Raw genomic sequence first — 13,465 nt, 5'->3', positions numbered from 1 at the left:
TGAAATGAGATGAGCTTCTTGGGTTTCGGTTGTGGGTGAAGATTGCCTTTTCGTCTTTCAGGTGAATGGCAGTCTAGTTTAGGCCTAATGAACCCCCTGGGGTCGAATCATGACACCCTCTTGCTTCAGTACTTTTAGGACGGTTGTCCTCCCAATCTGTAACTCTTCGGCGACCGCTCGGCTAGTTTGTCCGGCCTCGTAGAGACTCACCACTTCGCGCCGCATTTGCTCGGAGAGGTCGATGCACGGAAGTCTCCTGCTCACCATCCTGATCGGCGGGCCTTGGGGTGTTGGTCTTAGCGCCAGCAAGGACTACCAATGCCCTCAAGCCCGGTTTCCTCTCGAGGACGCCGGGCTTGAGTTCATCTCGGGAGTCTGCCGGCTGGGGGCAGCCCGTGAGTACTTGAGGGTTCGGGATCCACTGGATATTGAGGTTGGGAGCCACCGTTATTGGCTATGAGAGCCGGTGACCGATGGGGTGGGAGCCACCGGCTCTCGTGCGTGGCCGGCTGGGGCCGCAACCCCTTCGACAACTTCACCGACGGCCCCCTCCCGGACACGATCGGCGCGTACGTGGACAACGCCGCGGCAATTAAGAAGACCGTCTCGATCCCCGTCATCGCCGTGGGCCGCGTTTTCCCAGGGTGACGGGCCGTCTGCCATAGCCGTGGCTGATGACCTAGCTCCCGCCCATCGCCCCGCCGCGACCTCCTCGCCCCCCGCTCCTAGACTGTCCCCTCGGCGCCCGAGCCGCCGTCACCGACAGTCCACCCACCCCGAGGAGCCCCACGTGGAGTACGCGCAGATCGAGGCGCTGCGCGAGCGGCACCCCGCCTGGCGGATGCTGCGCGCCACGCACGCGCCGCTGCTGCTCACGGTGCTGGGCCGGTTCTTCGTGGAGGAGGGCCGCGGAGCCAGCTCCGAGGGCGAACTGGTGGCGGCGCTGGACGACCAGCTCTACGCCATCAACGCTCAGGATCCACAGAACCCACGCTTCCTGCGCACGGCCGCCGAGTATCTGGCGGACTGGGCGGGCCCGGAGGCGGGCTTCCTGCGCCGCTTCTATCCGCTGGGCGCGGACGAGATCCACTACGACGCCACCCCGGCCCTGGAAAAGGCCTACGCCTGGGTGCAGGGGCTGGCCGAGACCTCCTTCGTCGGCACCGAGTCGCGCCTGCAGACCGCGGTGGACCTGCTGCGCCAGATCGCCCAGGGCACCGAGTCCGACCCGGCCAAGCGCCTGGACCAGCTCGAGCGCCGCAAAAAGGACATCGAGCGGGAGATCGACCAGCTCCGCCAGGACCCGCAGTCCGGCCTGCTGGACCGAACCGCAGTCCGCGAGCGCTACCAACAGTTCGCCACCACCGCCCGCGAGCTGCTGGCCGACTTCCGCCAGGTGGAGGAGAACTTCCGCGCCCTGGACCGCTCGGCGCGCGAACGCATCGCCACGTGGCAGGGCAGCAAGGGCGAGCTGCTGGCCGAGCTCGTCCACGGCCGCAGCATGATCGACTCCTCCGACCAGGGCCGCAGCTTCCAGGCCTTCTACGACCTGCTGCTGTCCACCTCGGGCCAGGAGGAGCTGTCCATGCTGCTCGAGCGCCTGACCGGCATCGACGAGCTCGGCGCGGACCGGCGCCTGCGCACCGTGCACCACGGCTGGGCGGAGGCCGCGGAGCGCACCCAGCAGACGGTCCGCAACATCTCCGAGCAGCTGCGCCGCTTCACCGACGACCGGGTGTGGCTGGAGAACCGCCGGGTGCTGGACCTGGTGCGCCAGATCGAGACCTCGGCGCTGCAGGTCCGCGAGGGCGAGCTGCCCGACCTCGGGCTGGAGCTGGAGGAGACTGCCGTCGACGTCGCGCTGCCCACCGATCGTCCGCTGTTCACCGCCCGGCCCGCCGCGGAGGTCAACAGCCTGCTCGATCCTGTGGACACCGAGGAGGTCGACACCTCGGTGCTGACCGACCAGGTCGTCGTCGACCCCACCCGCCTGGCCTCCCGCATCCGGGCGCTGATCCCGGTCCGCGGCACCGCCCGACTGGAGGACATCGTCACCATGTACCCCCTGCAGCACGGGGCGGCCGAGATCGTCGGCTACCTGGCGCTCAAGGACGACGACCTCGAGGTGACCACCCACGAGCACGAGGAGACCGTGATCGAGTACCACGAGTTCGGCAGACACATGCGCGCGACGATGCCGCGGGTGGAGGTCCGGCGCCGATGAGCGATCCGGACCGTTCCGCACCCGACCGCGCCGCCCCCGAACGAGCCGTGGCCGTCAGCGCCATCCGCCTCATGCAGGGCGTGGTCTACCAGGAGACCGACGCCTGGGACGACCTCGTGCGCCACCAGGGCGCCGTCCGCGACCACTTCGCGGTGGTCGGCCTGGAGGTGGTGATCGACGACGACGAGGGCTACGCCTACCTGCGCACCGCCGACACCCCGGAGGGCGAGGACGCCCTGCCCCGGGTGATCCGCCGCCGCAGCCTGACCTACGCCGACAGCCTGCTGCTGGTGCTGCTGCGCAAGAGACTCGCCGAGTTCGAGTCCGCCGGTGACCCCGGCCAGCTGGTGCTGACCCACGACGAGATCGTGGAGATGATCCAGCTCTTCCTGGCCCGCAGCACCGACGAGGCCCGCGAGGCCCACCAGGTGGACGCCTCCATCAACCGGCTGGTCGGGATGGGGTTCCTGCGCCAACTCAAGGACCGAAGGGGCACGTGGGAGGTCCGCCGGATCCTCAAGGCGTACGTCGACGCCGAGACCCTGTCCGATTTCTCGGCCAAGCTCGCCGAGTACGCCGAAGCGGGGGCACAGAATGACTAGCGGCCTGACGAGCGGCACGGCCAGCGGCCTGTTCTCCCCGGTCGAGCTGGGCGTCAAGGGCCGGCCCGGGTTCCGCCTGGCCCGTCTGGAGGTCCTCAACTGGGGCACCTTCGACTCCCGGGTGTGGCACCTGGAGCCGGCGGGGGAGACGCTCCTGCTCACCGGCGACATCGGCAGCGGCAAGTCCACCCTCGTGGACGCGGTGAGCACGCTGATGCTGCCCTCGCACAGGATCGACTACAACAAGGCCGCCGGCGCCGCCCGCAAGGAACGCACCCTGCGGTCCTACGTCGAGGGCCACCACAAGACCGAGCGCAACGAGGCCACCGGCACCGTCCGGCCCGTGGGGCTGCGGGACGCGCGCTCGTACTCGGTGATCTTGGGCGTGTTCCGTAACGAGGGCTACGGCGACGAGGTCACCCTCGCCCAGGTCTTCCAGCAGCAGGACGCCACCGGCCAGCCGTGGCGACGTTTCGTCACCGCCGACCGGTCGCTGTCGATCGAGGGCGACTTCACCGACTTCGGCACCGACCTGTCCACGCTGCTCACCCGGCTCAAGGACTCCGGCGCCGCGGTGGAGAAGGACTTCCCGACCTACGGCCGCGCCATGCGACGGCTGCTGGGGATCCGGTCCGAGCAGGCCATGGAGCTGTTCCACCAGACCATCTCCATGAAGTCGGTCGGCGACCTCAACGAGTTCGTCCGCACCCACATGCTCGAACCCGCCGACGCCTCGGCGCGGATCGAGGGGATCCTGCGGCACTTCGAGGACCTCACCCGCGCCCACGACGCCGTCAAGCGCGCCCGGACCCAGCTCGACGCGCTGGAGCCGCTGGTCGAGTCCATCGAGACCTTCGACGCCGCCCTGCGGCGCCGCGAGCGGCTGCGCGACGAGCGGATGGCGATCCGGCCCTACTTCGCCGAACTGCGGCTGGCCCTGCGCCAGTCCGAGATCGACACTCTGGGCCACGAGGTCGCCACCGCCACCGCCGAGCTGGCCCGCATGCGCGAGCGGACGCAGGAGCTGGCCACCGAGCGCGATGGCCTGGTCACCGTGCGGGCCGAATCCGGCGGCAATCGCGTGGGTGACCTCGAGCGCGATGCCACCGCAGCGCGGGAGCAGTTCGAGGAGCGTCGTCGTCGTCGGGACAGGTTCACCGACGCCCTCCACCGCGCCGGGCTGGATCCGGTGACCGACGAGGCGGGGTTCACCCGCCTGGCCGAGCAGGTCGCCGCCCGCCAGGCTGAGCTCGACGCCCTGGCTGCCGACCTCAAGACCCGGCACGACGCCCTGGTCATGGACCACGGCGAGCGTCGGCGGCTGCTGCGCGAGGTGACCCAGGAACTGGAGAGCGTGTCCGGGCGCTCGAGCAACATTCCCGCTGAGCAGCTGCAGGTCCGCGACCAGCTGTGCGCCGAGCTCGGGGGGGACGCCGCCGACCTGCCCTTCGCGGGCGAGCTGATGGACGTGGCCCAGGAGCACGCGCAGTGGCGCGGCGCGGCCGAGCGGGTGCTGCGCGGGTTCGCCCTGTCCCTGCTGGTGCCGGAGAGCCTGTACGCGGGCGTGTCCGAGTGGGTGAACTCGCGCCGGCTCACCGCCCGCCGCTCCGACGGGCGCGAGGTGGGCGTCCGGCTGGTCTACGAGCGGGTGCCCGAGCGGCACGTGCCGCTGCAGCGGCCGCAGGCGGCGGGGTTGCTGCTGGCCGACACCATCGAGATCGCCGACTCCCCGCTGCGGGGCTACCTGGCCAAGGAGCTCTACGCCCGCGCCGACCACCGGTGCGCGGACACCATGGAGGAGTTCCGCGCCGCCGATCGCGCCGTGACCATCCAGGGGCAGATCCGGTCCCGAGGCTGGCACGTCAAGGACGACCGGCAGTCCGCCACCGACGCCCGCGGCTGGGTGCTGGGCTGGCGGACCGAGGACAAGGTGACCGCGCTGCGGGCCCGCCGCGCCCAGCTCGAGCGCGAGGTCGCCGAGCGGGCCACCCGGCTCGAGGCCGCGGTGCGCGAGCAGGCCACGGCGGGGGAGGCCCGCACGGCGCTGATCCGCCTGGCGGAGCACACCACGTGGCGGGACCTGGACTGGGCCGAGGCCAAGGAGCGCGCCGAGTCCGCCGAGGCGGAGCGGCGCCGGTTGGTCGAGGGCAGCAGCGAGATGGCCGAGATCGATCGGCGGCTGGCCGACCTCGACAGCCGTAGGGCCGCGCTGGCGGAGGACGAGCGGGAACTGGCCGACCACCGCAGCCGCTGGCAGAGCAGCATCGACCACGAGACCCGGCAGATGGCGCGTGACCAGCGCGCCCTAGCCGAGCTGGACGACGAGCTGCTCTACGCCGCCCGGGAGGTGTACCCGCAGCTGCGCGAGCGCCTGGGCTACACCGAGGACAAGGGCGCCGAGTACGCACAGACGGCGGACGAGGCACACACCGCCGAGCAGGCGCTGGCCGACGCCGTGGACGCCGACGTGGAGCGGGCCCAGCGGGAGCTCAACGCCCTGACCACCCGCATCCAGCAGGCCATGGCCGAGATCTGCCGGCGGTGGCCGGACCAGACCAAGGAGATGGACGCCTCGATCGCCGCGCGGGACGAGTTCGTGCGGTTCCACGCCCGCCTGGCCGACGACGACCTCCCGCGGTTCGTGGGCGAGTTCGAGGAGCAGCTGCGCAAGAACACGATCCGGGAGCTGGCCGGCTTCCACAACTGGCTGCTGCGCCAGGCCGATGACATCGGTCAGAAGATTGAGAAGACCAACGAGGCGCTGGGGGCGATCGACTTCAACCCCGGGCGGTACGTGCGCCTGGACCGGGAGAACACGGTCAACCAGGAGGTCCGCCAGTTCCGCGCAGACCTACGGGGGGTCACCGACCAGGCGTTCGGCGGCGAGGGGCAGTACTCCGAGGAGCGGTACGAGCAGGTCCGCGCCATCCTCGAGCGGCTGCGGGGCCGCGAGGGCCACAGCGACGGCGACCGCGCCTGGCGCGCCCGGGTCACCGACGTGCGCAACTGGTACACCTTCTCCGCCTCCGAGCGGGACCGCGAGACCGATCAGGAATGGGAGCACTACCGGGATTCCGACGGCAAGTCCGGCGGACAGAAGGAGAAGCTGGCCTACACCATCCTGGCCGCGTCGCTGGCGTACCAGTTCGGGCTGGAATGGGGGGCCGACAAGGCCCGCGACTTCCGCTTCGCCGTGATCGACGAGGCCTTTGGCCGCGGCTCCGACTCCTCGACCCGCTACGCGCTGGAGCTGTTCGCCAAACTCGGAATCCAGCTGCTGATCGTGACCCCGCTGCAGAAGGTGCAGGTGATCGCGCCCTACGTGCGATCGATCGGCTACGTGGACAACGTGGACGGCCGCTGTTCGCGGCTCGTGCAGATGACCACGGAGGGGTACCACGAGCTGCGCGGGGGTCAGTGACCAGTGCACCACTCGCACCTTGAACGAACTACGACCCACGATCTCCCTGGATTCGTGTCCCAGTTGCGGGGAAGACCACCCTGCAGCGATGCCCGACTCGAACTACGTCGGAGCGGCCTGGTAGGCGTTCAAAAAGTCTGCTCAAAGCACAAATGCCGGCGGCTTTGGGTCGTCCCGACTTCGGCAGCGCGGCACCACCCGGAAGATTGTCGTCGGGCGGGTTTCGGGTGCTGGATCGCCAGACCAAAGGCACCCACTCGCCACCACTTCTAGACGAAGAGGGAATCTGTGCCACGGCGCGTTGGTGGCTCCAACGTCAGCCTTAGTGGACTCCAGATATACTAATCTTGCGTTATGGTGGAGACACCTTCTCCCGGCTGATCGACGCATTCAATTCCCGTTCAGCGGGCTTGGGCGGGAGGATGGTAATAGTTCTCACCTATGGATGACTACCTTAAGTCTGTTGCCCCCCTGCCTACTGTGGTCGAACACTTTAATGAAAAGCGAGGTCATCTAGAATGGCTGAAAATGTAAAACTCGCCCCAAAGCGTGTTGTGCGAGTGGTGGTCCTTAAAATGCTCGGAATTTTCGATCACGACATAGAATTCCCGGCTGACGACGAGTTTGTGTGTATCCATGGGCCCAATGGTGTGGGAAAGACAAAACTTTTAGAGCTACTAGATGCGACCCTGCATGCGAACGTATCGAAACTGTTCGATATTCAGTTCGCGACATTCCGAATCGAATTTCACGACGGCACTTGGATACATATTGATCAAAAGAATAGCAGCGAGGGAATCAAGAGGTTAGATCTGCAAGCCTATCTCCCCGAGATGGGGAGACTTGAGTTCCCGGAAGTTTCGTCAGATGTAGCGAAGAAGGCTCTCAGCTGGCTTAACATGGAAGGGTTTATTCGGCGTCGCCGCATGGGCTCGGGCTACGTCAATGTCGATTCAGCAACGGATCAAGCTATATCGGACGATGACGCCATCGAGACGTACATGAGCGAACTGCCGGAAGAGGTGGCACCTGTACCACAAGTTTGGGCGGAGCTGTCGGCGGCCGCTCCAGCGCGCTTAATTGAGATAGGACGCCTCAGGGAGACCTCGGTTCAAACGCCAATTCGGCCGCGATTGGGGGAAACCTCTGAAGTGATTACGGCGATTGAGCGTTGCGCTCAAGATTTGGCGAGCCGAAACAAGAGTGCCCGTGCAGCCTACTCCGTTAAGGCGCAATCGAGTGATAGATCATATGCGATCAGGTTGATCGAAGCAGACGCACCTCAAAGTATGAGGAAAGAGAGTGACCTTCGAGCGAGGTATGATTCGGTGATAAATCGCCAGAACGATTTGTCCCGGCTGTCTCTGCTGGGTTCGCAGGATTCCTCGATTCGACTTCCTGCCGGCCAGATTGAACCATGGCAGAAGCTTGCAATAAGTCTGCATCTATCAGATCTCGAAGAAAAGCTTGCGACGTTCGACGAGATGTCCAGAAGAATGCAGGCCTTCCAGAGGATTGTTAACGGAAAGTTGTCTGGTAAGCGGCTGGAATTCGATAGCGACCGTGGATTTCTAATTGTGGTGGATCGCAAAGCTCTTCCACGTGACGAAATATCAATTAACGATCTTTCTTCAGGGGAGAGTCATCTTATTGTGATCGTCTATCGTCTGCTCTTCGAGACTAAGCCGGGCGAGTTGGTGCTTATTGATGAGCCAGAGATCTCGTGGCACATCGCTTGGCAGCGCCAGTTTCTGGATGATTTGATCGAGCTGTCAATGCTCAATGGACTCCGCTTTGTAGTCGCAACGCATTCTCCACAGATTGTTGGCCGTTGGACTAATCGTATGCAACTGCTTGAGGTGGCAGGGTGATTCGCAATCCGTTTTCAGTAACCCCTAATGAGGTTGCGTCTGCTGCGGTCATGCTGAAGCAGGGGGCCAGTCTCGTGCTCGTAGTAGAAGGGGAGTCCGATGAGATGCTAATTAGTCGTCATACTGATCGATCTAAACTGGGTTTCGTAATTGCGTCCGGAAAGAACAACGCGATAGCGGTAGCGCGTATTTTAGATCGCGGTGCAGCTTCGGATGAAATCAAAGTCTTGGTGGACCGTGATCTCGATGGGGCGAGGGGTGTGGGTAGCCGTGTGATTACGACCGCGTATTGGGATTTGGACTCTGAGGTGCTCGGATCGACCGATATACTGCACCAGCTCTATTTGGCATTCAAGCGCGAGAGGTATCCGCATTCTCTGGATAGGCTCGTGCGTGAAACCGCGAGAATTTCTTCTCCTCTGTCCTCTTTGTTCGTGGTGTCGCACCGCCGTGGGCTCGGCTTGGCGGTGGCCCGGCTATCTATGTCCGCGATTGATGATGAATCGACATTGGAATCGCAAGTTCGATCACTTCTAACGCAGGCGTTGGCCAAGACGAATAACGCAGGAAGTAAGGACCTTGTACAAGTTGATTCGCTTGTTAAAGAGGTGGTTGACCATGCAGAGTCGATAAGCTCTTCTTTGGAGGGGCACCAAGGGCATATCCTTCACATCGCGCTGGCGCGAATGCTCGGAAAAGGCGTGAAGCCGGACTTGGTCCAAAGCTTTGTTTGGGCGTCGTTATCGCTGGACCAATTCCGTGCAACGCCTGTTGCGTCAAAATTGGAGGATTGGTGTCAGCAATCCGGTGAATCAATTTGGATTGGTGCCGCTGCGGATGTGGCAGCTTAGGGACATCAGTATTGGCGGGCTAGCATCCCGCGATTAACCCCTCCCGCACCGCCTTGGTCAGCCGCACGTACTCACCCGTGTCGGGATCGCGGATCCAGGTACGCGGGCCGGCCTTCGGCAACCCCCGGGCTGCGAGCGTCCTGGGATCCGGCCGGTACCAGTTGGTCACCCGGATGTCTTTGACGACGTGGACGATGTCCGGTTGTCCGGCGGGCGGGACCGAGGCCAGCGCGCCACCGATGTCGGCCGCGGTAATGGGATCTGAACCCCATAGGGTCACCGCGGCGACGGCGACCGGGCCCATTGCGCCATCGACCTCGTACAGCACGGCTAGGTCTACCTCGGGCAGATCGCCGAGTGCGTCGGCGACCTGGATCGGGTAGACGGGACCATGCTCGGTGTGGACGACCGAGCTCGCTGAGCCGAGCAGCCAGAATTCGCCGTCCCTGTCACGCTCGAAGATGTCATTGGTCGACACCCACGTGTCGCCGGGGCGGAACACCCCACGGAGTTGGCGCACGGAAGCGTCCAATCCGAGCCTGGGCCGGGCGAGAAGTACGCCGGGTGCGTCGACCTCACTGGGTATGGCGAAGCCGTCGGGGCCGGCGAGGATCGTGCCGGTGTCGGGATCTGCCTCGACGAGACGCACGTCGGCGGTGCCGGGCAGTGGACGTCCGCGAGCGCCCGGCTTGGAGGTGGTGAGGTTGGCCAGGACCACATCGGACTCGGTGCCGGCATAGAACTCAAGGACCCGCGTGCCCGGGAAGCTTTCCAGGACCCGCCGCCACAGCCCACGGGGCATGCCTGACCCCATGAAGAGTGAGAGTGTCGGGAGCGTCTCGCGCGGATGCACTGGCTCACGCACCAATTCGCGCATCATCGCCCAGGTGTAGGACACCACCGTCACGCCGTAGCGGCGGATCTCCTCGTCGAAGGTCGCCGGATCGAAACCGCGGGACAGCGCGATCCGGGCTCCTCCCGCCACGGCGCCGCCGACGGTGGTGAGCAGCCCCGATGGATGGTGGAGGGGGCTGAGGCAGTAGACGGTGGACTCGGTGGTGAGACGCGCGGCGCTGGCGGTGCCGAACGCGGACGCCGCCCACCGGTGGTTGGTGACGAGCTTGGTCTGCCACGTGCCTGTGGAGCGGGTGAAGAACACAAAGGCGAGGTCGCCCCCTCGGCCGGGATTCGGCCGGTACCAGCGGGGCAACTCCACCGCCTCGGGGTCGATGCGCTCGAGGTCGACGACGTCCTCGCCGAGGGCCGCGGGCAGGTCGCGCTCACCGCCACCACCGCCGAGCACGAGCGCCCGAGCTCCGGCTTCGGTGGCCTTGGACGCGTGCTCGGGGTCGGCGACCACGTCGGTCACGGAACTCAGTTGGAGAAGTTCGGGCAGTGACTGGGACGGGGGCAGCAGCACGGCCACGGCACCGAGACGCGACAGCGCGGCGATCGCGACCAGCGCCGAGGGCCGCGTCTCCATCACCACGCCGACGTGGTCGCCCTGGCGCACGCCGACCGTGATGAGGCCCTTGACCACGTTCGTGATCCGGGTGTCGACGGCCGAGTACGTGTGGACGCGGTCGGAGAACAGGAAGCACGCGTCATTCGGCTGATTCCGGGCGCGTTCGCCGATGATCTTGGCGAACGAGATGCGGGTCGCGGGCTGGATCTGCCCCAGCCGGATGAGACGCGGCGCCGCGCGCACCGCCTCGTATCCGACGGCTCGCGTCGTCCGCAGGGCGCCCAACGCGAGCTGCCCCGCACCGCGCACCACGCCGACCCCGAGTCCGGCGGCCTGGAACGCCCCGTCTGCCGCGAGCATGATCGCTTTGGTGGGGGAGGAGTCGATGACGGTGTCGGGGTCGACCTCGGTGATGCCGTCCGGGCGAGCCCCCCGGTCTTCGATCCAGTCGATCCACTTGGCGACGGTGGGCCACGTCTGCGAGGCGGCGGTCGAGCCCACGACGAGGCCGAAGTGCCCGGCGCGGACCGAAAAGTCGTAGACATCGGCCGAGGGAGCGACGGACGCGATTTTGCGGACGCCGGCCGGGACGCCGATCTCGTCGACCTCGCCGAAGACGGCGAGGACGGGGCAGGTGATGTCGGCGAGTGAGACGACGTGGTCGCCGACGACGAATCCGCCGACCATCATCCGGTTCTGGACGATCACCTGCTGCATCATGTCGACGATCGCGGGCCCGGACCAGGCCACGAACCCCTCGCCCCCGATGAAGCGGCGCTGCCGTTCGTGGCCGAGTAGTGCTTCGCGGTTGTGGAGCTGGCGCAGGAAGTCCACCTGCGAACGGGCGGTCTTGATCGGATCGAGCAGACGGAACGCCGTCGAGGCCAACCACCCGGGCAGTGGGCGTTCGTTGAAGACGTAGTCGGCGACGAGGCGAGCGATGGTGACGACCACCTGCTCGGGAATGCCGAGCGGGGCGTTGCCGCGCCAGTCGACGGGCGAACCGAACGTCACGATGCTCTCGAGGTCGCGTGAGCGCCGGTAGGCCGCAGCCTGGTAGCAGAACATGCCGCCCTGGCTGTACCCACCGAGATGCACCGAGCGGCCGGTGGCCGCGGTGACGAGGTCGACGGCGTCGCTCACGGCCACCACGTGGTCGGTGAGGGTGCGCTCGAGACCGCCGGCCTCGAGGTCCGGGGCACCGAAGTCGATCACCCACGGGTCCATGCCTGCCTCGTGCAGCGCGGCCGCGGCGCTGGTCGAGGGGGACACGTCCCAGACCTCCGCGGAGATCATCATCGGCGGTACGAGCACGATGGGCGGCCGCGGCGGCTCGTCCTCATCGATGTGGACCCCACTGTGGCCAGCGTCCCCCGCCGCCGGCGGGTAGTAGCGGCGCAACCGGAACATCGGGCGCCGTGCGACGATCTCGAACGGAGATTGCTCTTCGTCTGTCTGAAGGCCGCCGAAACGCAAGACCTCGACCGCGTTCAGGACGAACGACGTCGCTGTCTTGAGCGCGGCCGAGACGATGTCAGGGGTGGGAGGCATGGTGGCTCTGAGACTAGAGGGTGCTCTGCGGGGCTTCGGGACCTTCCCGGGAATCACTCGGGGAGAAGAGCCTGCATGCCGGGCGAACGTCATCGTCGCTCGTATCCCGCTACGAAGCCGGGATACTTCGGCACGGTTGGCCCAATCAGACGCTGCTCACGAACGAGTGTCTTAGTGAGAAGCTACTCTCCGCTCATGGCTACTCTCAGCAATTCACTTATCCCAGACTGGGTGCCCGATCCCTCTGTCGCCGCGTGGGCAGACCAACAGGGATTCGGGCCGGCGACCCCGATGTCCGACAAGTCGCTTAGAGCTCTAGCGAAGACGCGGAGCGGTAAGCCGGCGGGTCTGTACCTGTGGGAGGGGGAGGCCCACGAGATGTACGTGGGAATCTCGAGCACGTCAGTGGTGTCGAGACTGCGGCAGCACGTCAAGAACTATGACGAGGCGAATATACAGTCGTTTCGATACATGCCGGAGACTGCGAATACGGAAACCCTCAGGGCCGCAGAGCGCGAATTGATCTACGACCTCTCTCGCAACGGGTTCACCTGTTTCAACCGCGAGCACAGCGCAGTCATATACGGGACGTCCGTCCTGGATGAGCTCGTCTCGGTGGAGGAACAGAAGGCGTGGTTCAACAGCCCTGCAGAAGCCAATCTGGCTGATCTTCGGGCTGGCGCCGAACAGGCGATCCTCGGTGGGAAGTCGGCGGAGGTGCGCTCGCGGGCCAGGTTCGAAAAGCTCTCTTCGCACCCTGAGTTCGAATCGATTCTGGAAGCGATTGCGACGTACTTGCGCGGGTGCGTGCTCTTTCCGAGGCGCACGCAGGGCCAGTTTTGGTCTCTCTCGTGTCTCCCGAGCCTGAGAATGGGAGGCGGAGTCAAGCGTCTGGTAACCCTCAATATCGGGATGCTCGAGGTCTTCTTCGTAAACGAGTTGCCGGGCGGGAGGCTGGAAGTAGGTGTCGCGACGGACACCACCGTTCTTCCGGCCCGCATGACGTGGTTGGCACTGAAGCATCGCGGTGCGTCGATGGCTGGTCCTTTGCACAAGTCCTCGGCACCCAATGCGGAATACCTCTTCTTTAAGTCCCCAACTGCGTTCGTGAAGGCGATGAGGAAGTCGGACAAGATCCGATCTGCAGCGGCGAGGTACTCCTTGGACAGAACTCGTAGAGGCCGGGTTTCTGGGCGGTACGCCGATGCGCACAACGGGTTGTTGGCTGGGGCGGCGATCGACCGGGCGGCTGGAACTAGCTTGCCGACTGTGGGCCTGCGCGATGCCCTTCGTGCCGATGACGAGTAGTTGCTTGTAGCCGACTGAACCGGCAAGGCGGCAACTGATAGGGGTTCGGAGGATGCTGGCGTCGGCATCGTCGTCGTCCCTTCCACCCCGGCGACCACCACCCACCGCCCCCCAAACGAGAACCTGTTCTAGACACCCGTCAGTTACGGCGTATCCTCATCACCGTGACCCG

General features: G+C 65.6%; 9 protein-coding genes. 7 read left to right on the top strand and 2 right to left on the bottom strand.

The window, feature by feature from the left end; genetic code table 11:
- Positions 1 to 84: 84 nt before the first annotated feature.
- Positions 85 to 225: a helix-turn-helix domain-containing protein gene (locus VZF99_RS10110; RefSeq protein ID WP_407336109.1), complete on the bottom strand. Its 141-nt coding sequence runs from the start codon at positions 223 to 225 to the stop codon at positions 85 to 87.
- Positions 226 to 456: 231 nt separating this feature from the next.
- Here VZF99_RS10110 and VZF99_RS10105 point away from each other — a divergent pair, with 231 nt between their 5' ends.
- From VZF99_RS10105 to VZF99_RS10080, 6 genes are all read left to right on the top strand, one after another.
- A complete protein-coding gene (locus VZF99_RS10105) occupies positions 457 to 648 on the top strand; it encodes a hypothetical protein (RefSeq protein WP_407336159.1) in 192 nt (63 codons plus the stop codon).
- A gap of 142 nt (positions 649 to 790) precedes the next feature.
- Positions 791 to 2,224 (top strand): DUF3375 domain-containing protein, encoded by a 1,434-nt coding sequence (locus tag VZF99_RS10100; RefSeq protein ID WP_407334677.1) that lies wholly within the window; start codon positions 791 to 793, stop codon positions 2,222 to 2,224.
- Positions 2,221 to 2,826: a DUF4194 domain-containing protein gene (locus VZF99_RS10095; protein WP_407334676.1), complete on the top strand. Its 606-nt coding sequence runs from the start codon at positions 2,221 to 2,223 to the stop codon at positions 2,824 to 2,826. The genes VZF99_RS10100 and VZF99_RS10095 overlap by 4 nt, the downstream gene beginning before the upstream one ends.
- On the top strand, positions 2,819 to 6,247 hold the full coding sequence (locus VZF99_RS10090) for an ATP-binding protein (protein ID WP_407334675.1): 3,429 nt from the start codon (positions 2,819 to 2,821) through the stop codon (positions 6,245 to 6,247). Before VZF99_RS10095 ends, VZF99_RS10090 begins: the two co-directional genes overlap by 8 nt.
- A gap of 518 nt (positions 6,248 to 6,765) precedes the next feature.
- Complete coding sequence (locus tag VZF99_RS10085; RefSeq protein WP_407334674.1) at positions 6,766 to 8,118, top strand: AAA family ATPase; 1,353 nt, start codon at positions 6,766 to 6,768, stop codon at positions 8,116 to 8,118.
- Positions 8,115 to 8,969: a hypothetical protein gene (locus VZF99_RS10080; protein ID WP_407334673.1), complete on the top strand. Its 855-nt coding sequence runs from the start codon at positions 8,115 to 8,117 to the stop codon at positions 8,967 to 8,969. The genes VZF99_RS10085 and VZF99_RS10080 overlap by 4 nt, the downstream gene beginning before the upstream one ends.
- Before the next feature lie 19 nt (positions 8,970 to 8,988).
- On the opposite strand, the gene VZF99_RS10075 is transcribed toward VZF99_RS10080, so the two are convergent.
- On the bottom strand, positions 8,989 to 11,985 hold the full coding sequence (locus tag VZF99_RS10075) for an AMP-binding protein (protein ID WP_407334672.1): 2,997 nt from the start codon (positions 11,983 to 11,985) through the stop codon (positions 8,989 to 8,991).
- A 195-nt stretch (positions 11,986 to 12,180) separates the two neighbouring features.
- Between VZF99_RS10075 and VZF99_RS10070 the strand changes: the two genes are divergently transcribed.
- Entirely contained in the window at positions 12,181 to 13,293 is a 1,113-nt protein-coding gene (locus VZF99_RS10070; RefSeq protein ID WP_407334671.1) for a GIY-YIG nuclease family protein, read from the top strand.
- Positions 13,294 to 13,465 lie beyond the last annotated feature (172 nt).

Source organism: Dietzia kunjamensis (assembly GCF_045689975.1).
Lineage (GTDB): Bacteria > Actinomycetota > Actinomycetes > Mycobacteriales > Mycobacteriaceae > Dietzia > Dietzia kunjamensis.
Note: the sequence above shows the minus strand (reverse complement) of the source record. Positions and strands in the feature narration are given on the sequence as shown.